General features: G+C 42.3%; 18 protein-coding genes and 1 pseudogene. 8 read left to right on the top strand and 11 right to left on the bottom strand.

What is annotated here, in order from left to right:
• Positions 1–24 precede the first annotated feature (24 nt).
• Together RMY27_RS25240 and RMY27_RS25245 are read left to right on the top strand one after the other, a co-directional pair.
• A complete protein-coding gene (locus RMY27_RS25240) occupies positions 25–519 on the top strand; it encodes a bleomycin hydrolase (protein WP_099099555.1) in 495 nt (164 codons plus the stop codon).
• 180 nt (positions 520–699) lie between these two features.
• Entirely contained in the window at positions 700–1,308 is a 609-nt protein-coding gene (locus RMY27_RS25245) for a HEAT repeat domain-containing protein (protein WP_322667614.1), read from the top strand.
• Between the two features lie 51 nt (positions 1,309–1,359).
• Here RMY27_RS25245 and RMY27_RS25250 read toward each other — a convergent pair whose 3' ends face one another.
• Together RMY27_RS25250 and RMY27_RS25255 are read right to left on the bottom strand one after the other, a co-directional pair.
• The gene (locus tag RMY27_RS25250; protein ID WP_322667615.1) at positions 1,360–2,268 is read right to left on the bottom strand and encodes a HEAT repeat domain-containing protein; all 909 of its coding nucleotides are present in this window, start codon (positions 2,266–2,268) and stop codon (positions 1,360–1,362) included.
• A gap of 32 nt (positions 2,269–2,300) precedes the next feature.
• Positions 2,301–2,540: a hypothetical protein gene (locus tag RMY27_RS25255; protein ID WP_322667616.1), complete on the bottom strand. Its 240-nt coding sequence runs from the start codon at positions 2,538–2,540 to the stop codon at positions 2,301–2,303.
• A gap of 614 nt (positions 2,541–3,154) precedes the next feature.
• On the opposite strand from RMY27_RS25255, the gene RMY27_RS25260 reads away from it, so the two are divergent.
• On the top strand, positions 3,155–4,423 hold the full coding sequence (locus tag RMY27_RS25260; RefSeq protein ID WP_322667617.1) for a HEAT repeat domain-containing protein: 1,269 nt from the start codon (positions 3,155–3,157) through the stop codon (positions 4,421–4,423).
• A gap of 369 nt (positions 4,424–4,792) precedes the next feature.
• On the opposite strand, the gene glgA is transcribed toward RMY27_RS25260, so the two are convergent.
• The 3 genes from glgA to RMY27_RS25275 all read right to left on the bottom strand — a co-directional run bounded on the left by glgA (position 4,793) and on the right by RMY27_RS25275 (position 8,285).
• A complete protein-coding gene (gene glgA, locus RMY27_RS25265) occupies positions 4,793–6,229 on the bottom strand; it encodes a glycogen synthase GlgA (RefSeq protein ID WP_322667618.1) in 1,437 nt (478 codons plus the stop codon).
• Positions 6,230–6,366: 137 nt separating this feature from the next.
• On the bottom strand, positions 6,367–7,338 hold the full coding sequence (gene hemC / locus RMY27_RS25270) for a hydroxymethylbilane synthase (protein ID WP_322667619.1): 972 nt from the start codon (positions 7,336–7,338) through the stop codon (positions 6,367–6,369).
• A gap of 209 nt (positions 7,339–7,547) precedes the next feature.
• A complete protein-coding gene (locus RMY27_RS25275; RefSeq protein ID WP_322667620.1) occupies positions 7,548–8,285 on the bottom strand; it encodes a phycobilisome rod-core linker polypeptide in 738 nt (245 codons plus the stop codon).
• Between the two features lie 871 nt (positions 8,286–9,156).
• Here RMY27_RS25275 and RMY27_RS25280 point away from each other — a divergent pair.
• Together RMY27_RS25280 and RMY27_RS25285 are read left to right on the top strand one after the other, a co-directional pair.
• Positions 9,157–10,128 carry a YegS/Rv2252/BmrU family lipid kinase gene (locus tag RMY27_RS25280; RefSeq protein WP_322667621.1) on the top strand — a complete coding sequence of 324 codons (972 nt, stop codon included), beginning with the start codon at positions 9,157–9,159 and terminating at the stop codon, positions 10,126–10,128.
• Positions 10,129–10,274: 146 nt separating this feature from the next.
• Positions 10,275–11,837 carry a metallophosphoesterase gene (locus RMY27_RS25285; RefSeq protein ID WP_322667622.1) on the top strand — a complete coding sequence of 521 codons (1,563 nt, stop codon included), beginning with the start codon at positions 10,275–10,277 and terminating at the stop codon, positions 11,835–11,837.
• Positions 11,838–11,940: 103 nt separating this feature from the next.
• Here RMY27_RS25285 and RMY27_RS25290 read toward each other — a convergent pair whose 3' ends face one another.
• From RMY27_RS25290 to RMY27_RS25315, 6 genes are all read right to left on the bottom strand, one after another.
• Positions 11,941–13,125, bottom strand: coding sequence for an NAD(P)H-quinone oxidoreductase subunit H (locus RMY27_RS25290; RefSeq protein WP_322667623.1), 1,185 nt, complete (start codon positions 13,123–13,125; stop codon positions 11,941–11,943).
• Positions 13,126–13,240: 115 nt separating this feature from the next.
• The gene (locus RMY27_RS25295) at positions 13,241–14,137 is read right to left on the bottom strand and encodes an AraC family transcriptional regulator (protein ID WP_322667624.1); all 897 of its coding nucleotides are present in this window, start codon (positions 14,135–14,137) and stop codon (positions 13,241–13,243) included.
• 169 nt (positions 14,138–14,306) lie between these two features.
• Positions 14,307–14,714 carry a hypothetical protein gene (locus RMY27_RS25300; protein ID WP_322667625.1) on the bottom strand — a complete coding sequence of 136 codons (408 nt, stop codon included), beginning with the start codon at positions 14,712–14,714 and terminating at the stop codon, positions 14,307–14,309.
• Positions 14,715–15,056: 342 nt separating this feature from the next.
• Positions 15,057–15,491, bottom strand: coding sequence for a CAAD domain-containing protein (locus tag RMY27_RS25305; protein ID WP_322667626.1), 435 nt, complete (start codon positions 15,489–15,491; stop codon positions 15,057–15,059).
• Between the two features lie 193 nt (positions 15,492–15,684).
• The gene (locus RMY27_RS25310) at positions 15,685–16,146 is read right to left on the bottom strand and encodes a BON domain-containing protein (RefSeq protein ID WP_322667627.1); all 462 of its coding nucleotides are present in this window, start codon (positions 16,144–16,146) and stop codon (positions 15,685–15,687) included.
• 142 nt (positions 16,147–16,288) lie between these two features.
• Positions 16,289–17,569 (bottom strand): histidine kinase, encoded by a 1,281-nt coding sequence (locus RMY27_RS25315; RefSeq protein WP_322667628.1) that lies wholly within the window; start codon positions 17,567–17,569, stop codon positions 16,289–16,291.
• 578 nt (positions 17,570–18,147) lie between these two features.
• On the opposite strand from RMY27_RS25315, the gene RMY27_RS25320 reads away from it, so the two are divergent.
• The 3 genes and pseudogenes from RMY27_RS25320 (at position 18,148) to RMY27_RS25325 (ending at position 21,641) form a co-directional block, all read left to right on the top strand.
• Positions 18,148–21,270, top strand: a complete 3,123-nt coding sequence (locus RMY27_RS25320) for an MFS transporter (protein ID WP_322667629.1) — start codon at positions 18,148–18,150, stop codon at positions 21,268–21,270.
• Between the two features lie 97 nt (positions 21,271–21,367).
• Positions 21,368–21,523: pseudogene (locus RMY27_RS35610) on the top strand (hypothetical protein); the annotation flags it as partial.
• Complete coding sequence (locus tag RMY27_RS25325; RefSeq protein ID WP_322667630.1) at positions 21,465–21,641, top strand: hypothetical protein; 177 nt, start codon at positions 21,465–21,467, stop codon at positions 21,639–21,641. The pseudogene RMY27_RS35610 and the gene RMY27_RS25325, both read left to right, overlap by 59 nt.
• The last annotated feature ends 593 nt before the right edge of the window (positions 21,642–22,234 follow it).

Raw genomic sequence — 22,234 nt, forward strand, 5'->3', positions numbered from 1 at the left:
ATCTAATCTGGAGTATAAAAAGCAATGAAATCAGTTATCACTACAGTTATTGGATCTGCTGATGCAGCAGGTCGTTTTCCAACCACCTCCGATCTAGAATCCGTTCAAGGTAGCATTCAGCGTGCTACAGCTCGTCTAGAAGCTGCTGAAAAGCTAGCTTCTGGTATCGATGCCGTAGCTAAGGAAGGTTATGATGCTGCCTTCAAGAAATATCCTTACCTGAGCCAAGAAGGTGAAGCTGGCGATACTCAAGTTAAAAAAGACAAGTGCCTGCGCGACATCAAGCACTACTTACGCTTGATCAACTACAGCTTAGTTGTGGGTGGTACTGGACCTCTAGATGAGTGGGGTATTGCAGGTGCTCGCGAAGTTTATCGCTCTTTGAATCTGCCCACCGCTCCTTATGTTACCGCGTTGACTCATACTCGTGATCGCGCTTGCGCTCCTCGCGACTTCTCTCCTCAAGCGTTGGTTGAGTTCCGCAATCTCCTCGACTACGTAATCAACTCCCTTTCATAGTAATAGGGATTGACTAGACGTAGACGAGCGATCGTCATACTCTAAAACTCAGGGACTCTCAGTCTGTTGCTTTGCCTGTATCAGGTTGGGTGATTGACCAAGAGTCCCTAAGTTGTTATTAATTCGTAACTAGTAATTAATGATTGAACTTGGGGGATTTAAATAGGGAAATTTTCTTTTATGACAATAGATTCTTTATTTGCACAGTTAAAACACCCCAATCCCAACTTGCGGGAACGAGCCATGTGGGAACTGGCTAATGTCCGTGATGAAAATACCATTCCTCGGCTGATGGGTATTTTAGATGAAGAAGATGTCACTTATCGTCGAGCTGCGGTAAAAGCACTGGGTGCTATTGGTACAGATGCTGTACCGCTACTGGTAGAGTCATTAGTAAAGAGTGATAATGCAACCATTCGGGGTAGTTGTGCTAAAGCTCTAGCACAGGTTGCTGCTAATCATCCTGATGTTCCCTTCCCGAATGAGGGCTTACAGGGATTGCAAACAGCGCTGAATGACCCAAATCCAGTTGTTTATATTGCATCTGTAATGGCACTGGGTGAGATTGGTTCTCCTGCCTTTGAAATTTTGACTGAAGCTCTGAAAACAATAGATAATGTTGCGGTGGCTGTAGCGATCGTCAATGCACTCGGTTCAATGGGTGATATCCGCGGGGTGGAAGTGCTGACGGCATTGACAAATGATGAATCTGTTGATCCGTATATTCGAGAGTCAGCAGTGAGCGCTTTACCCCGATTAGATCAAGTGATTAAATATAACGGAATATAACAAAGAGTAGCGATCGCTAATTATGCGCTCAAATTGGAAATGTCGATCGGCTTATTCCCAAGCTTCTTCCTCTAACTGCCTCTCAATTTGAGAAATCGCCAACTTCATCACTGCCTGAACCCCCGCTTCTTCTTCCTCAGTTAATGCGGCTTGCAGGGGTTCTAAAACAGCACCATCACCAATTTTCATCAATGCTAAAGCGGCTGCTTTTCGAGTTTCCCAATCGGGATGACGTAGTAATTCAACAAGGCTAGGAATTGCCGATCGATAAGTCAGGCTACCCAAAGCAGCTGCTGCTTCACACCGGACAATTTCAGATGGATCGTTGAGGGCATTAATTAAAATATTAAATGCTCCTTCTTGAGTGCCTTCTTGAGCAATTTTAGCGATCGCACCTACTACCGCAGCCCGAACTTCAGCAGAGTCGGAGTTAATCTCTCGATATAAATGCTCTTTCGCTTCTGCCCCAATAAATCCCAACGCCCATACTGCATGACCTTTAGCACTTTCTGGATACTCGGTTGATGCTAAGATTTTCAGCAACGCTGGCACAGCTGCTTCACCTATTTTGGCAAGCCCCCCCACTGACGAGGTTTTGACCACCATATCTTCATCATTTAACAGGGCATTAACCAAAGTTGGAACTGCGATCGGGTCAGCAATCAGTGTCAAGGTTTTAGCACTGGCTCTCCGCACAACTGGGTTTGGGTGATTTGCTACAGCTTCCATCAATAAAGGGGTGGCTGGTTTGCCGATTTTCCCCAAAGCCTCTGCAAAACTCAACCTAACCATGCCTCGTGAGTCCGCCATACTCTCAACCATTTGCTTTAGTAGTTCTTGGTCATCTGAGTTGAAGGTGTTTAAGCTTAATTGCTCGCTCACTACTGCAAATAAAGCATCAGTTTCTGCATGGGACAGATTTAACGAATCTGCACCGGATTGAGTTTCGGAGTTTAGCATATAATCTCTAGCTAAATTATTAAGACAAATGATTAGTTGCTTCCACTCAAGGCAGCCTGCTGATTACGGAGTTCCTGAAGGGCAGAATCAATCTTGGCAAGTTCAGGCTCTAGTTTTGCCATAACGCTTACTCTCATCAACTTAGCCCGTTTTGCCGTTTCCGTAGTTTCTTGAACTAGACGTTCCCGATATTGCTCAAGTTCTGCAATCACTTCTGCTACATCTTGAGCAGTGACGTTATTGGTTGTTGTGAGTTCTGAGGTTTCATCCATAAGTTTTGTTTCCTAAATGCGTGTTTATATGAATGATGTGTAGTCAGTCTTCCAAAGAATCTTTGTATTTGGTTATTCTCTAAAGAGAAGCAACTAACTAATAGCTGACAAATGTATGTATTTCGATCTTCTCAGATCGCGTTACCACTGGTAAAGCTTTTTGATGTAAATCTTCAAAAGTCTAACCCAACTACATTTCTGATAAGTATTTTCAGCACGCTGCTGTACATCACTGTACGCAGGCTGAAATGCTAAAGCGTATTGTTTTGGAGTGGAACACCCAACAGCGCGCAATACGGTTCGGTTAAAGGGGAAAGGGAAAGGGGGAAAAAACTTTTAACCCTTAACCTTTAACCTTTTCCCCAAAGGTAATTCTGAGTTCAAAATGCTTATCCGAACCGTATTGCAACAGCGCGAGAGTGAAGACCATCAAAAAATGAAGATGAATAGCTTTTTATACAGCTTTTTTGAGGGCAATGCTCCGCTCTTTTTGGTCGTTTAATCCTCAAATATAATTTACCGCTATTTTCCAATGCCCAATAACTAGTACCCAGTCCCTAGTACGATAGTAAAAGTGACTTCAAAGCAATTATCCAAGAGCCATTTACAGATCAATGGATAAACGTTTTTTTAAAATGTTTGGGCTAACAGAAGAAGAAGCGATCGCAATTATTGATACCCCATTAGAACAACTCGAAGACGCTTCTGATAAATATATTGCTGTTTCCCATTTAATTAACTTCCCCACTCAACAATCGATCGCGGCTTTGGTGCGGGCGATTGAGACTAGTAACCCTGATGAGTTAGACCACCGCATTGTTCGACGCAAAGCTGTAGAAAGTCTGGGGCGATTGCAGGCACAATCAGCTTTACCTGTAATTCGGCAGTGCCTTCAAGATGATGATATTTATACTGTTGAAAATACCGTGTGGGCAATTGGGGAAATTGGCACTAGAGAGCCAGAAATTCTCGAAGAGGTGGCACAACTGCTTGATAAACCAGGTCAAATCTATCGAGTCATTATTCACACTCTAGCTAACGCAGACTATCAACCGTCTCTGGAACGTGTGCGAAAATTTACTTTATCTGAGGATGAACCTACCCGTAGTGCGGCGATCGCTACAGTTTGTCGCTTCACAGGTGACTATTCCCAAATTAGTGAAGTGATAGCGCTACTACAAAGTTCTAGTGTCAATGCACGGCGCGGTTGCATTCAAGACCTGATTGATTCCCGCTACTACAAAGCCATCCCAGAAATTGCCCGTTGTCCTGTATCTCTAGTGTTTCGGTTGCGAGCATTGCGGATGCTTTTGGATGCAGGGGTTCCCAGTGGTGAAATTACCTTTACAGAAATTCAACCTTACTTAGAGCAAGTACTCTACGATCATCCCAACGATCTCGATCTAGTACATGAGTATGATGCTACCCCTGTTCTAGATTTTGTAATTAACGAACTCTACGAAACCGATTTTGGACGTTGCTATTTAGCGACAAAAACCTTACTGGATATCTATCCACAAGAAGCACCCCAAGCACTTCTAGTAACTTATGCTGACAAAGCATATAACGACTATGGCGCTCATTATCATGTGATGAAACTTTTCGGTTGGCTAAAATATGCACCCGCCTACGATTTATTAATAGAAAATCTGCACAACCGCGAACCTCAGTTTCAGAAATCTCGTGCGGCGTGTGCGATCGCTCTTGGTGAATTGGGTGATTCACGAGCAATTCCTGAAATCAAAGTTTGCCTGAATACACCGATTTGGGATTTGAAATACGCTTGTTTATTAGCGCTAGATCGTTTAGGAGACTCCTCCGGTCGGGAAATTTGCACTGGCGATCGTGACTGGTTAATTAGGGCGAAAGCGACGAGTAACTAATAGCGCTGGTGATATCATGTCCGGTTAAAGACTTATCATTAAGACCGCAGAGGAGCGGAGGGGCAGAGGGGCAGAGGGGATGGGTTTTTGGGCTTTCTGCATAGAGAAAGGGAATTATAACTAATTAGCCGGACATGATATGAGTGGAAGTCGCGGCTATGCAAACATAGACGCTTTGCGGCTTCCCGCAGGGTAGTCAGCACTTCTCTACGAGACGCTGCGCGTAGCTTGCTTCCACGTTCACACAGCGTGTCGTAGGTAAGTGGTACGACAGGGTTAGTGACCACCTCTGGGGACTAAGGAAAAATTGAGGTTTGAAACCCACCTCCGTGGGTTTTGCCTATGTAGACGCGGTTTCTAACTGCCCTTTTACTTACTAGTGGTGACTGCTTCGTTTAAAACTAACTTTGGTTCTGGTGTCTCCTCTTCTTCTGGCAAACCGAAAATTGACCTGTACAACTTTACGTACTCCTTAGCAGATTGATACCAACTAAAATCTTGACTCATACCCCGTTTTTGTAGTTCTTGCCATTGCGGTTTGAAACGGAAGCCTTCCCAAGCTCGGATCATACAAGTGAAAAGGTCTAGGGGTTCATAGCGATCAAAGCAATAACCGGTACCGATAGCATTTTCAGGATCATGATGGGTTACGGTGTCCACTAATCCACCAGTACGGCGGACAATGGGTACAGAACCGTAGCGCAAAGCCATCATTTGGCTAATACCGCATGGTTCAAAACGACTAGGCATCAAGAAAGCATCAGTACCAGCGTAGATGCGGCGAGACAGGGCATCGTTATACAGTAGATAAGTGGCCATGCGTCCGGGGAAGCGGGATGCTAATTGCCACATCTGAGTTTCATAGTTGCGATCGCCTGTCCCTAACAGTACAAACTGCGCATCTGTATAAGATAGGAAGCGATCAAGGATTTGCAATATCAAATCAATGCCTTTTTGTTCCACTAATCGGGTAACAATCCCAACAAAAAAGGCTTTGGAGTTGACTTCTAATCCTAATTCTTGTTGCAAAGCAATTTTATTGGCTTTGCGTTTATCTAAAGTATCAGTACTAAAGGTTTGCTCAATGTATTTGTCATTTTCTGGGTTATAAACTTCGGTATCAATACCGTTGATAATTCCAGATAATTTACCGCTAATAAAAGACAGCAACCCTTCTAATGTTTCACCGTAAGTAGGTGTCTTGATTTGCTCCGCATAGGTGGGCGAAACTGTATTTACCTTGTTGGCAAATTGTACCGCCGCCGCCATTGTGTTGTGTCCTTGCATATACCAGGGACACCAAGTAATTTTCTCTAAATACCAACGCCATGGCCCTTGATAAGCCAGGTTATGGATGGTAAACACTGTAGTGATATCAGGATCTTGGTGCATCCACACCGGAATCATTCCTGTGTGCCAATCGTGGCAATGGATAATTTCTGGCTTCCAGTAATTCCAGGCAAACTCGGCTGCACCATTAGCAAACAATGTGAACCGCCAATCTTCATCATCTCCAGAATAGATGCGGCGCGGCATGAAAGAGGGATGTCCAAATAAGTACAAGGGAACATCAGTGCCAGGTAGAACACTTTCGTATACTGCGAAGTGCTGGAACATGGCATCTCCCCACCAGATCGGTTCTTGGGGAATTTCCATTTTGTCTGGCAGGAAGCCGTAGTAAGGCAAGAATATCCGCACATCATGCCCCATTTCTCTCAGGACTTTGGGTAATGCCCCGACAACATCACCCATTCCTCCTACTTTCGCAACGGGTGCTGCTTCTGCTGCAACAAATAGAATCCGCATGGTAATTTTTGCTTCCCTGAGTCTATATTGTCAAATTAACTTTCTCAAATCCCGACCAACGCGACTTGTCGCGTCTGGCACATCTTTAGTGCAACGGCGATCAATTCTTATCTAATCACATTGGCTTGCCCAATTACTTAGGAACCGCGCTGAATCACCGCAAAAATTTCTGATAAAATTTCTTGCGCTCCCTGTTGTCGCAACAGTTCTGCTAGTTCTGTGCCTAGTGCTTCGGCGTTATTGGCAAGTCCGGTGACGGTATCTTTAACGAACTTTTGACCATCTACACTGGCGACTATCCCGGTTAAGGTCAAATTCTCACCAGATATTTCTGTATTTACACCGATAGGTACTTGACATCCACCTTCTAGAGAACGGAGAAAAGATCGTTCAGCGAGACAGCGATCGCGTGTTTCGGCATGTTCAATTGCTTTGAGTAGAGATAGCACTTCACTATCATCAGCACGGCATTCTATACCCAAAGCTCCTTGTCCAACCGCGTGGAGGGAGATTTCTTTCGGTAAAATTTGATGAACGCGATCGCCCATTCCCAATCTCTCTAATCCTGCTGCTGCCAAAATCAAAGCATCGTATTCGCCTGCATCCAGTTTTGCCAATCGTGTAATCAAGTTTCCCCGTACATCCTTAAAGTTAAAGTGAGGGAAATGGTGGCGTAACTGTGCTAACCGCCGTAGAGAAGATGTACCAATTACCGCACCTTCTGGCAACGTATCGATTTGTTTATCTTTGTGCTTTTCATGCACCACTAATGCATCGGCTGGGTTTTCTCGTTCAGTGATTGCTGCTAACGTTAACCCTTCTGGTAAGTGAGTTGGCAGATCCTTGAGAGAATGAACTGCAAAGTCAATCTCTTGATTGATCATTCCGAGTTCAAGTTCTTTAGTAAAAAGTCCTTTATCGCCAATCTTAGCTAATGCTACATCCAAGATTTTATCGCCTTGGGTAGACATGGTGTGGACTTCAAAAGTGATGTCAGGAAAGCAATTCTTGAGTTGCTCTTGTACCCAGTAGGTCTGAACCAGAGCAAGTTGGCTTTTACGTGAACCGATCCGAATAGTGCGTGGGGGACTAGAAACAACTGAAGTCATAAAACAATATATCAAAGGAGGCGATAAATTCACTCTCATCTAGACTACCGTAGTCAGGGACTCATGCGAATTTTGGGTTTTAGATTTGGGATTTTGGATTACAATTCTTTACCAAAAGCTTGTTTATAAAATCTCAAATAATAGAATTTTTATGCATTGAGGGTGTTGCGATCGCCATTATGAGCGATCGCAACACCCTCAAGTTTCAGCTAGTACCCACCAAATTTTGGGAAATAACCAAATGTAGTCAGTAAACTAAACAAGACAATCAGTGCCAGTGTCGAAGCTAATAGCAATAACACCACATCTCTGTCAGAACTGCGTAAGAAGGTCTGTAAATTAAAAGGCTCAACCTGCTTTTTCGTTATGGGAAGCGGCAATTTATCGCGATAATCTTCGCCATAACGAGCCATTCTGGCAAATGGTAATTCCCCTAGAGAGCGTCCTTGTAAAATCCGTCGCCGTTGATAGGGGACTGTATTGTAACCAAAGTTACTCATATACTCCTCACTATCCACCAAATCGTCGATAAACCTGTGCAGTCCTTTACTAGCTAGCACAATCGACCAGGCTAGTTTTTCGCGTTCATTGTAAACCTCACGACCCAATAAGCGCTGTACGCATATCTGCACAAAGCGGTAATTGTTGTTGCTTTCGTAATTGAGTCGCCGAAATGCATCAGATATTGCTAATCCTCGAATGAAATCCCTGACTGTAATTTGACCAGTTCTCAGTTGGGATTCTAGACAGATTTGGCGGTTGCTATCTAGCATCTGTTGTTCGTGGAAAATCTGGCGATAGGCTGCCTTAATCAAGGCATCCATTTCTAGTGATAATTGCAGATATTCAGCTGTATAAATTCTAGGTTGCTCGTCGCCAAGAATCTCATATCCAGATACACGATGATTTCGAGATGAGGGGGAATAGCTTAACAAAGGAATAGGCATATTAGAGCTATAAATTTGCAGGGATTGGGAATTATGTATGAGGCAAAACAGTTCCGTTAGCGAGGCGTTGAGTCAGTACTGAGTTCTGAAGATTCCCAACTCAGCATTCCTGAAAGGCATTTAATTTTGCTTTTGTCTCCCGTATCCCCAGTTATTAGCCATTTGATTTGTAATTGCAGCAAAACTGACTAGTAGTATGTCAAATTTAAGTTCGTAGTAAGGACTTCAGTCCTTATTTTCTAAGCACTAAAGTGCTTACTACAAACCCTCAAGATTAACTGAGATATTCTACTGGTAGCCTATAGTGGAACTTTGTCTACCTTTAATAAATTGCTTAAGCAACTTGTCTGATTCATAGAGATGTTAGCTGGATTTACGCATTGATGGGAGCGCAACTTAAAAGATGCTTAAAGTTCAATCAAATTGCCCGATAACAATGGCAACTCCTAAAAATAGGCAACGATACAACTCAAATTTCGCTACTAAACAGATAAACTTGCGATCGCTGATTTCACTTTGCTGAAACTACGACTCAAGAACAGTAATTTGCTCACTTCCCATAATATAGGAATTTCCTAAAACCTGTCTATATACAATTCTGATGATGGCTTTAAATTTTTCTACCGACTAACCAAATACCTTTGTAGTTGAGTGAGTCTTTTGAAGCAAACGACTAAAAATAGACTTCATTGGGAAGGTTTTAAAGATTCTTGCCTTTTCTTGGTGTATGATGCGATCACACATCGCACTGAACTTGGTCAATTCAATATATCTAAAAAACTCAGCCCCAAAAGGGAAGTTGAAAATTTCCAGGAATGCTAAGAATAATTTGTTATCTTCATTAGTTATCCAAGCTTAGTTATTATACGTTATGAATCGTTCCGCCTGTCTGATCTTCAATCCTGTTGCGGGTCAGGGCGACCCAGAGACAGAGCTAGCAGAAATTCGGGCAATATTAGAGCCAGAGATCGATCTAGATATTTATTTTACAACTGAAGAAATCGATGCCGACCAACTGGCATATCAAGCTGTAGAGCGAGGAGTAGATGCAATCATTGCTTCTGGGGGAGATGGTACTCTCTCAATAGCGGCGGCGGCTTTAGTGGGAACTGATATCCCATTTGGGATCATTTCCAGAGGGACAGCGAACGCTTTTGCCACAGCTTTAGGAATTCCTGACACGATCGCAGGTGCGTGTCAAACAATTTTGCAGGGAGCAACCACCCATGTAGATGTAGCCTATTGCAACGATCGCCCAATGGTACTTTTGGCAGGTATTGGCTTTGAAGCTGACACTGTAGAATTGGCAGACCGAGACGCCAAGAATCGCTTTGGGATGATGGCCTATGTTTTGGCAGGAATCCAGCAATTAAGAAGCTTACATAACTTTGATGTTGAAATTGAAACTGAAGATAGGATAATTAAAACTAGTGCCTGTGCGGTAACAGTAGCAAACGCCGCACCTCCCACTTCTGTTTTGGCTCAAGGCCCAGCAGGTCTGATTTATGATGATGGGTTACTAGATTTAACGATTGTAGCTCCAGCTAACAGGGCAGGAGCGATCGCTGCCACATTTCATCTATTTCAAACGGCTTCCACAGGTAACGCCGTTGAACGAGATGATATTGGTTTCCTGCGAGCGAAACAATTTAAAATTACCACTGAGCCACCACAAAAAGTTGTTCTAGATGGTGAAATAGTCGGCACAACACCTGTAGAAATTAAGTGTGTACCAGCAGGCTTAATAATTTTTGTGCCATTAGTAGAAGAAGTTGAGCCGACCGAAAAACTAGAGGGACTCCCTAATCTGACTATTGAGATAAAAGACACAGCAGAAGAATGAGGGTATGGGTATGGGGCATAAGAGGCAGAGGTGCAGAGGGGCAGAGGGGCAGAGGGGAAAAATTTACTGCAACTTCCTCTGCTCCCCTGCTCCCCTGCCCTCATTCTCCTGCTCCCCTTCAATTGAAAACTCAGGAGTAGGTTGCATTGAAACTTGTATCTGATCCAGCGATCGCTAAGAAAATTCGGAAAATGAATCAGCGGGTGCGGTGGCAAGATCCGTTAATTGTGGAACGGGATATCGACCAAACTCGGCTGGTTTTGGAAGATGGTCAAACAGACAATTCTGAGTTCTCATTTTTAGTCATAGGTGATAGTGGTTCCGGCAGGCACCGGGGACACAATCCTCAGCGACAAGTGGCTGAACTTATGCTGCCCCATCACAACGAATCCCGGTTTATGCTGCATACGGGGGATGTGATCTATTTAGTAGGATCGAGTGAATATTACCAGCAAAACTTTATTGAGCCTTACCGAGAGTTTATCTCTGGCACAGAGCATCGCAAACGGATTGCTTATGACCAGATGGTTTTTAAGCTGCCTATTTTACCTGTGCCGGGAAATCACGATTACTATAACTTACCGATTTTATTGACCTTGGCATCTCTAACAACATTACCCATTCGTCACCTGTTGCGATCGCGGTTAGACCTAGATGTAGGCTTGCATGGCTCAGGATGCGGTGACGCTTACGCAAAGGCATTTCTCGACTATCTTCAGGCGTTTCAGCTTCCAGGAGAGTTAGCCAGTCACTTAGATCAGTATTATACAGCCAAGACAGATACAGGTCGTTGTCTTTCATATCAACCTGGGCACTTTACCCGCCTTCCCAATCGCTATTACACTTTTCGTTATGGCGGTATTGATTTCTTTGCTTTGGATTCTAATACATTCAACGATCCACCACCGCTGCCGAAAACAAGAAAAGGTGATGCCGATCGCAAACTCTTAGAAAAACGCCGTGAAGATTTAGAGCAAGAAAAGCAGCAAATTATTGAAACCTCAGCCAAACTTCGCCCGGAAAACCCTAATGAAGCCGATCAATTAGACGACTTCCATGCCAAGCTGTCACAAATTGAAGAAATTATTGTTGATATTGACAAGCAACTAGCTACTAATAAAACAACACTGACTGACACTGAACAACTCGATTGGCTCAAGCACAGATTAATTGAATCTTGGAATAATTCTGAAGTTCGGGGAAGGATAATTTATTTCCATCATCCTCCTTATGTAACTGAGGCGACGAAGTGGCAACAAGCACAAACTCTAATCGTTCGCGATCGCTTGCGTAACGTGCTGGATGCGGTAGCTAAAGAAATCGGTTCCTTAAATCAGGGTCGTCCTTTGGTGGATTTGGTAATAAACGGTCACGCACACTGCTTGGAACACCTAGAAACGATGGATACGGGACACGCTGATTCTCATATCCACTGGATTGTTTGTGGCGGTAGCGGGTTTAGTTTGCGACGCCAGCGAATAGAGGGAGCAGATTTAATGGAGACTTTTGGGAATGAAAATAGATTAGTAGCGCGATCGCACCTTTTCATCGGTCGCGACGGTCAAGGTTCTCAGAAACGGCGACCTTATTCAGGTTTACGTATTGACGTTAAAGGCGATAAACAGCCCAAGTTTATTGTTCGTCCTTTAGTTACCGAATGGTATCAGCGGCAATGGCATAATCGTGAACTTGAACCACTAATCATTTAAGGAATGGGCATTGGGCAAAAGGGGCAGAGAGGAAAGACTTACTACTTCTCCCCTTGTCTCCCCTGCTCCCCTGCTCCCCTGCTCCCCACTCCCCACTCCCCACTCACCGATCTACCGATCCCATCACAACATCAATACTTCCCAAGATGACGAAAATATCTGCTACTTTTTGACCTTTGATTAACTGAGGTAAAACTTGTAAATTATTGAAATCGGCTGGACGAATTTTCCAACGCCAAGGAAAAATGCGATCGTCTCCAATAATATAGACTCCTAATTCTCCTCTTCCTGACTCTACACGGACATAATTTTCACCTTGAGGAATTTTAAATGTGGGTGCAACTTTTTTGGCAATGAATTGGTAATCAAACCCGTTCCACTCAGATTTATAACCTGCTACCATACGTTGAGCTTCTAAATTTTCGTATGCACCACCAGGTAATCCCTTCAGTGCTTGTTGAATAATCTTGACTGACTCACGCATTTCTCCAATTCTGACGATATACCTGGCAAAACAATCTCCTGCTGTATTCCATTGTATTTCCCAGTTAAAATCGTCGTAGCATTCGTAGTGGTCAACCTTTCGTAAATCCCACTTTACCCCAGAAGCGCGTAGCATCGGGCCAGAAATTCCCCAATTAATCGCATCTTCGCGACTTAAAACACCTACACCCTCAACTCGTCGGCGAAAAATGGGATTATTGGTAATTAGTCTTTCATACTCATCAATCTTTGGTGCAAAGTAGTTACAAAATTCTTCGCATTTATCCACCCAGCCGTAAGGAAGGTCAACAGCAACACCGCCGATGCGAAAATAATTATTGTTGACCATTCGGTAGCCTGTAGCAGCTTCAAATAAATCGAGAATCATTTCGCGATCGCGCAAAGTGTAAAATATGGGAGTTTGTGCGCCAGTGTCTCCCACAAAAGGCCCCAACCACAGCAAATGGTTGACAATTCTGGCTAACTCCAGCATGATTACCCGAATATAGCTAGCACGTTTGGGGATAGAAACATTTGCCAGTTTCTCGACAGCATTCACCGTCACAGCTTCATTAAACATCCCGCCATAGTAATCCCATCGGCTCACGTAAGGTACATACATAATATTGGTACGGTTTTCAGCAATTTTTTCCATACCTCGGTGCAGGTAGCCGATGACAGGTTCACAGTCCATCACATCTTCGCCATCCAAGGTGACAACAATCCGAAAGCACCCATGCATAGAAGGATGATGGGGGCCAAAGTTAATCACCATTGGCTCAGTCTTGGTTTCAATTCTGCCCATAAGTAAAAAGTTTCCCTAATCTCTAATATTTCGGAACAAGATACTGTTTTTGAAAATTTTAGAGAATTTACGGGCTAGAGTCTTGCAAAATCGTCCGATTTTTTGCAGATTTATCCTATCTTTGTTGAATAGCTTTAGGAGTTACACCCGTTAGTCGCTTACAGTGAAAATTTAGATGGCTTTGGCTAGTAAAACCAACTGAATTTGCAATTTCAGCTATTGTCATTTTCCCCTTCAGTAATAGTTCCTGGGCACGTTTCACGCGACAGTAAATTATATATTTATGAGGAGTCATCCCCGTAGATTGTTTGAAAAGCTGGGAAAAATAATGGGAACTCATTGGTAGTAACGCCGCCAACTCTGCTAAACCTAAATTTTGGTCAAGATGTTCGTGAATGTAGTCTATAACTTGCTGTAATTGACGACGTGGTAAACCATTTTTATATGTTTTTAATATCGGTTTGCGCGTGCAATAGTGTTGCATCAGATGTACTGATAAGGCATTTACCATCGTCTCTGCGTAAAGACGGCTCCCTAGAGGATCACTTTCCAAAATGCCTTTTAGTGCTAGCCCTATTTGATAAATTAGGGGATCGGGTGTGGCAAAGTGCGGCAAAAGCTGAATCTGTTTAGCATCTGTTGTTTCGTCAACTGCACAAGCAAAAATCTGTGGTTCAATAGCAAGTAAAATAAAGTCCCCTTCAGCATCCCAAGTCGCCTGATGCCCGACGTTAACGGGAGTAATCATAATATCCCCTCCAACTACAGCGTCATGGCGCTTGCGTCCATCCATTTTCCGTTCAGCGTGAATTACCCGCGCTCCATGAGTGAAAATGACAAGAGAGTGCCACAAGGGAGTGCAAACTTCAGGAAATTCATAAGCAGGTTGACACATATATCCAAATGAAGCACCGTGCCAACCTGCTTCAAGACTTGTGAGAATTGGTAAACGTGGGAATAGCGGGAATAAATCATCTTCTTTAGTGATAACTAAGGGCTTTTCTTCTAACATGGGCTACCACAAGTTATTACAAGCCCAATGTATCAAAAGCTAAAAAATTCTGATATGTCAGGTTGGGCTTTATTCGCCCATAAAATTAGAGACGCAATAATTGCGTCTCTAGAAACCACCTATTTAGCCTTTTTACGTGTAATTGCACCCAGCAAGAGGAAGTTGTTAATTAAACTACTCCTGGGCCTCTACCGCGCCTATCACCCTTATCTGTCAACTTGCCTTCCTCGTCCTGATTAATTTCTCCAAGTTCTTCAATACGTTCTTCCGTATCTTCTGCCGCTTGCTGGCGCGCATCACCGGGTTCTTCGTAGTACATTTCTGGTTCAACTGCATAGTTATTTAACAAACCTTCTTTGTCCACGGTATAGCCATCAGTGGTGCGGACACTTCCTGAATCGGTTTGATCATCGGTAGGTGCATCTGCTTCCCGTTCTTCTGTGGGGCGGGTTTTGTAACGATCTCCTTCTCTTTCCATTCTAGCGGCGGTTTCAGCAGGGATAATGCCGCGATCGTATGTATCGACTTCCGCTCTATCGGATGAATCTGTATCTCTCTTAACTGCTTCATTAGCCATAATTTATGTCCTCGTTAAAGAATGTATTAAATAACTTACAAAAACTAGATTAGGCTGTTTTTTATCGCTGGCCTACTATCTTGAGAAGTGACTTAAAATTAAAATAATGTTATGTTCTCTATCTTTTGATGTATCCAAAAGACTAAAATAAAATTCGATTAAATACCGTTATTTTACATTTGTTGGTAAAATAAGGATTTTATTAAAGTCAACTTAAAATTAAAAGGGCAATTAGAATCTGCAACTATACAAGGCTGTCCCCAGCCCGTAGAGACAGACGTGAGTATGTGTAGCTGTGAATTCTATTTGCCCGTGTAAATCCTAGTTTAATGCTTAGTAAATTTACTCACCCACGAATTGGTTTTTCAGTGATTGAATTTCATCGGCTAATTCTTGGCGAGTTGAAGCCTTCAGTAAATAACGGAAAACAAACCAACTGGTGTAACTAATTCCAACTAACTCAAAAAGTGGTGAGAGTAGGGGAATATCATTGATTGCAGCTAGTACCGTTAGTACTATTCTAACTGTAACAATCGCTGCCAAAATTAAAGCAACGGTTATTAAAGGCTGCTTATAGTCCCGAAAAAAGTCACTTAAGTATTGCGGCAGTTGCTCTAAAAATTGAGAAATTTGCCTGCTAATTTGCTGCCATTGAGATTCAGGTTCAGGTGCTGGCGGTAACTTTGGCAAGTTTGCAGTATCAGTACCTTCAAGTGCTAGCGTACCTTGTGATAAGGAAGCATTGATGGATTCACGTTGCTGTTGTTCGGTTTCCATAGTTTTTATGTTTGGTAACTACAAGACTTTGTATAACTGAACTGAGCATCAATAAATATAGTTATTAAGGTTGTCAGTTGTCAATTATTAGTGGTCAGTTAAACTTATTACTGACCACTAAGACCGAGCAGGAGCATTTAAATGTCTTTACATCTCTTTACGCCTACCTACTCACTTGATGTTGTTAACTGCTTTAGTTAGTTACTGTGGAAACAGTTGCTTTTACAACTACACTGTTAACACCTTTAATTTCCTTAGCTAATCTTTCAATTTTACCTAACTCTTGCTGATTAGTGACAGTTCCGGCGACAGTTACAACACCACCGTCGGCGGCATTAACTGTTAGCTGACCTTTGGGGATATTAGCCTCTAACTTGGAGCGAACTTGACTTGCTAAGTCACTTGGATCTCTTTTTGTATCCCCACCAGTGACATTATTACGCTGTTCGCGGGCGCGAATATCCTCATTGAGTTGTCTTCTACGAACTTCACTTTGTGCGTCTTTTTGGGAAGCTTCTGTAGTTTTTGCACTCGGTGCTTGGGGAGCCTCATTAGGATTATTGGGTGCAGATTCACTTGTTTTAGAAGCGTTATCACAAGCAGCAACACCAAAAACTAAAAGGCAACTAATTACGAAGGGGGTTAGTTTTTTCATTGGTTTAAATCTGAATCAGAAAGTGAAATTTGTTGATACTTTCGGCAAAAGTGAAGAGCAAGGTTTTTTAGTCAGGAGCAAAGTTTTCAAATTATTGCTCCTGCAATTTTGTCTAATTGATGTGAGTGAAAATTACTTTAGGTTAAAGTACTTCATCACGACGATCAACAATAACTACAGCAGGATCGTTTCTATGAGGCTCTGTTGAGTAATTGGGGCGAATGGGATCGACTACTGCTGCGTCATGATGCGTTACCCGGTCGGAACCTGGGCGATGTTCACTGATTTCAGTGGCATCATAGATTGCAAATTCTTCAATACCTCGATGTTTGAGAATCGCTTCAGCTTGGCGGATTTCAGCTTCCGTGCCATCAATAATTACTAAGTAGTCGCCTCTTTGGAAGCGATCGCTATATACTCGTGCCTTGTCTTCGGGAATTCCTAAGCCAACGAGTGCGCCAACGATACTACCAGCTGCTGCACCGATCGCACCACCAGCTAATGTCGTCGCCAAAGCTGTTGCAACTGCGCCACCGGCAATCACGGGCCCAATTCCTGGAATTGCTAAACTCCCCAGCCCAACTAGTAAGCCAGTCAAGCCGCCTAAAACACCACCTGTCGCGGCTCCAGTTTTTGCACCATCATCTGCTTTATTACCACTACCAACATTTTTGTCTACATCTACACCACCGATCCCATGACCGTTCGCATCTTTGGCAATAATGGAGACTTGATTCAAGGAAAAACCTGCATCTCGTAAATCTGTAATTGCTACTTCAGCATCTCGACGATGAGAATATACCCCGATCGCGCGTTTTGCAACACCACTATGACCAGCAGTAGAAGTTGGAGTCACATAACCAGTGGTTGCATTTGTCGCATCTGGGTGGTCGTAAATGCCAAACTCTTCCACACCCTGATGATTTAAAATTGCTTCTGCTCTAAGTATTTCTGCCTCTGTACCATCGAGAATGACTAAATAATGTCCTCGTTTAACACGTTCGTCGTAAACTTTGGCTCGTTCTTCAGGAATTCCTAAACCAATTAATGCACCAAGCAAACTACCAGCTACTGCACCAATACCAGCGCCAGCGAGAGTTGTAGCTAGGGTAGTTGCTGCGGCTCCAGCCAACATAATTGGCCCGATTCCAGGAATTGCTAAAGTGCCAAGACCGACTAATAAGCCAGCCAATCCGCCCAAAGCACCGCCTGTAGCTGCTCCAACTTTAGCACCTTCGTCAGATTGATCGCCTACGCGATCGCTCACATCTGCACCAGCGATATCATCTCTATCTCCATCTTGGGTAATGACAGAAACTCTATTCATGTCAAAGCCGACTTTTTTTAATTCATGTAGAGCATGTTCAACATCTCGACGATGAGAAAATACACCTACAGCACGTTTATGTAGACCTACTACCATTATTCTTTCTCCTCAGCCAAATCAATTATTCACTAATTCATAGCTCCTAATAAGCTTTATTAATACATTTTTTTATTTAGTTTTCATCAATCGCTTGGAAGAATTTTTACCTCTATCATTAGACATAGGTGGTTTTATCTAAAGTTAATAACTAAATCTCAACTAGAAAATATATTTTATTTTCTAAAGTTTATATAAAAATTATTCAACTTTTTCAAATATCCTAATAAAAATTGATACTAGATAAATATTAGTTTTTAACGTTGGCTACTGTAACTCACCTGGTCGAAACTAGCTATATCGGTAGATACATTTTTAGCAGATTTACTTTTAAGGAAAGTTTTGACTAAAATAACCTAATTTTCTTTAAAAAAACCTTAAATAAATCATAAACAATACATTACTTTATTTCAGTAAAAATTGAGAAGAATATTTACTTTATTTTACTTTTTTAAATACGACTTTTGGTAACTCAACCTATTACCTGAGAAAGTGCCAGCTTACATAAATAATAATTAATCTGATAAATAGACCATTTTATAAATGGATATTTAATTGAATAGAAGTGAGGAAATCCTATGTTTCAAGGTGTTTTAACTATTTTGGGATGGAATCGGCTACTTTTTGGATTAGAACCAATAACTTTAGCCCAAGAAGTACTAACTCCAGAAGAAGCGTCAGTTGTTTTTTCTGGGCCTAAGTTGTTGGTAGCACTGCTAGCTGGGGTTTTGATGGCATTTGCCTTTCAATTATTATTGACAAACTTTTCAGTTGCTGTCGGAATTTCATCTTGGGAAATTGGCTCAGATTCTGATGATGAGTCTGAAGGTTTGGGTAAGACAATTCGTAAAGGTCAAGCTAAGATTGGTGCTTGGGCATTAATAACCGTTAGCATCGCGTTATTTATTGCTTGTTTTTTAGCAGTAAAACTTAGCTTAATCGAAAGCGCATTTTTAGGATCAATTATTGGTGTAGTCATTTGGTCTACCTATTTTTCACTAGTAATTTGGTTGGGTTCATCAGCAGTAGGTTCTTTAATTGGTTCTATATCTAATACTGTGACTTCTGGTTTTCAAGCTCTGATGGGCACGGCAACTGCTGGTATCGGTGCTAATACTGCGAAAAAACAGTTAGTTTCTACTGCTGAAGATATTACAGCCGCAGTCCGGCGAGAATTAACTTCAGGTTTTGATTCGGAAGGGATTAGAAATACGCTTCAAAGTTCTTTAGGTTCTCTACAATTCCCAAGGCTGGATATTAAAGAAATTCGGAGTCAATTTGACCAGTTGCTTAAAGATACAGATTTACAATCTGTTGCTAACAGCGACCTATTGCAAAACATTAACCGCCAAACATTTGTTGATTTAATCAGCAGCAGTGGCAATTTATCTAAAGAAGATATCAATAACATTGCTGACCAATTTGAAGGTGCATGGCAACAAGCTTTAAATCGCAAAAATCCCACAGAGCAAGTAATTAATTTACTCAAGTCTGCTACTCCTGAAGAACTTAATTCTGAGCAATTGGGTGAACGGCTTCAAGAACTGGTTACAATCGGAGGCGGTAATGGCAATGGTGTAATCAAGCAAGCTATTAGGTATGGCTTGAGTGCCGCTGCACCAGTAGTTATGGAACGGGTAAACCTTTCTAATATCGATGTGAACAAAATTACAACTCAGTTGCAAAAGTTGAAAGAAAAAGTTCAAGATGTCGATGTCGAGCAAATCACAGAACAACTTCAAAAGTTTAGAGAGGAAGCAACTGAGCAAGTATCTGCTAAATTGCCAATATCACAGGAAAACACGATTAAGACAGATGTAGAAGACTACATATTACATTCGTTTCCTTGGCACTTTAACCGAATTACGTTAGTAGATGAATTTAAAGAAGTCATCTATGACGTGAATGCAGATCCGACAACTGTAAGACGAGAGTTGGAAGAAATCAATCAAGAATTTTTCACTAATTTGCTGAAGCAGCGAGACGATCTTAGTGAAGCCAGGGTGAAAGAGATTTCCGAACAAATGGAAAGCGATCGCCTGGAAGTTCTAGAAACTGTCAAACAGGCCCAAGCACGAGAACAAGGGCAAGATTTCCGCAGCCGCATCGAAGATTATCTGCGTTCAACGGGTAAAGAAGAACTCAATCCTGAAGGTATTGAACGAGATTTTTCAAGATTGGTGGAAGATCCAGAAACTGGGTTTGAAGATTTAAGTAGCCGCTTCGGGCAATTTGACCGCGATACTTATGTACAACTGCTTCAACAGCGTCAAGATATCAGCGAAGAGGAAGCTAATAATATTGTTAGTCAACTCGAACGCAACCGCGATAATTTCTTGAATCGTACTAGAGAATTGCAAGAGCAAGCAAAAGCGAAAGCCGATGAACTGCGCCAAAGAGTTGAAGAATATCTGCAAAATACTAACAAAGACGAACTTAATCCTGAAGCTATCAAACGTGAGTTTAGAATTTTACTAGACGATCCCCAAGCCGGAATCAGCCTATTACGATCGCGCTTGTCGCAATTTGACCGCGATACACTAGTACAATTGCTCAGTCAGCGTCAAGATTTGAGCGAAGAACAGATAAACCAAACTCTCGATCAGCTCGAAGCAGTCCGAGATAGTATTTTGCAAGTACCACAACAGGCGAAAGAACAGTACGAAAAAACTACAAAAGCGATCGCCGAATATCTCCGCAATACCAACTTGGAAGAACTTAATCCAGAAGGTATCAGAGCCGATTTGGAAAAATTACTCGACGATCCTCAAGCTGGAGCCTTAGCACTGCGCGATCGCTTGTCTAATGTCGATCGAGAAACTTTGGTTAAACTCGTGAGTCAACGCGGCGACTTGAGCCAAGAGCAGGTTAATCAGATTATTGATCGCGCTCAAGATGCCATTGGTGATATCCTGAGAGCGCCACGACGTTTAGCGAAGCGTACCACTCAACAAGCTTTAGATTTTGAAGCCAATCTCGAAGAATATCTGCGTAATACCAACAAAGAAGAACTCAACCCTGAAGGAATCAAACGCGATTTACAATTGTTGCTGTCTTCTCCCCGTGCTGGAATTGGCAATTTAAGCGATCGCGCCGCGAAATTTGACCGTTCGACAATTGTGGCGCTATTATCCCAACGTGAGGATATCTCAGAAGAGGAAGCTAACCGAATTGTCGATCAAATTGATTCTGTTCGCAGCTCGATTGTTGAACAATTCCAACAGATTCAGCAGAGAGTGCAATCAGTGCTAGATGGAGTTTTTGCCAAAGTTCGCAACTATCTCAACTCCCTGAATCGTTCCGAACTCGACTATGAAGGGATTAAGCAAGACTTCACGAAAGTGTTCGACGATCCCCAAGCTGGATTTGAAGCATTGCGCGATCGCCTCAGTCAATTCGATCGTGACACCTTAGTTGCTGTATTGAGTTCTCGTGAAGATATTTCCGAGGCGGACGCTAACCGCATTATTAACCAAATCGAAGCGGCGCGGGATGGCGTATTGCAACGAGCCGAACGCATCCAGAAAGAAACTCAAAAACGCTTGAAAGCGATTCAAGAGCAAGCTAAAAAGCAAGCCGAAGAAACCAAGAAAACCGTTGCAAATGCTGCGTGGTGGATATTTGGGACAGCAATTACTTCCCTTTGCGCCAGTGCGATCGCTGGAGCAGTGGCCGTTATGGAAATACCTCTACCTCGTTAAAATATCTCCGTCATCAGGAGTTTTGATAAATACAAAGTGGTATTCAGTGCTTATAAATGAATGCCACTTTTTTGATTTATAAAACGGAGCTGGCAACGATAGGATTCAAGCCGCCGTGGGGAAGGACACGGTTAATGCCGGATCTGGTGACGATACAATTACTGGTGAAAAGGGAAGCAATACGATTAACATCGGTGATAGCAACAATACGATCTTTCACTTTCATTGGGAGTCGCGCCTTCTCTCCAATTAGTCAAATCCGTTATTCAGGAGGTATTCTCCAAGGTAGCAATGATGGGGATCTGTCGGCTGAGTTTGAAATTAGGCTTGCAGGAGCGTCACAACTAGTGGAAAGCGACATTATCCTTTAATTTAATATTATCTGCCTTTAAAATAAGCCAGAATGCAGAATTTTAATAATTGAATAGTCACTAATTAGAGATAAGTTGAGCTTGTCTGTCTGATAGTTTATAGTTATTAAATTGCGACGCCTATAGATCAGAAAATCAGGTAATACAATTGCAACAGTTCCGATGATGCCACCTAATGAAAAAGATATCAGAGAATTTGAGAAGGCAGATTGTAACGCAAGGGATGTAGCGATGTCTACGATGGTCACTGAGCCAAGTCGAAGTGCGGGCTACGCCTACGCACTGGTTAACAAGGTTTTTAAGTTATTGGCAATTAATTTCTTATACATAACTAAATAAATCACCAAATAAATCTCAAAAAGCAAAACCAACCCTATCTGAACAAAGGTTTCAGATTTTGTTTTAGTGAGAGGAATAAAATAACACTAATCACTCTTTCTTATAGATAGAAAAAACTAGGGTTGAAAGTAATAGTATAGTCTTGTGATTCTGAATAAAATCAGAACGTTATAAAAACTATGCGCTTCTGTAGGAGGAAATTTGCTTGTTTCATAGCAGCCTACTACTACAACTAGTAAAGATATAAGGACATC

Source organism: Nostoc sp. DedQUE09 (genome assembly GCF_034530915.1).
Classification (GTDB): Bacteria; Cyanobacteriota; Cyanobacteriia; order Cyanobacteriales; family Nostocaceae; genus Nostoc.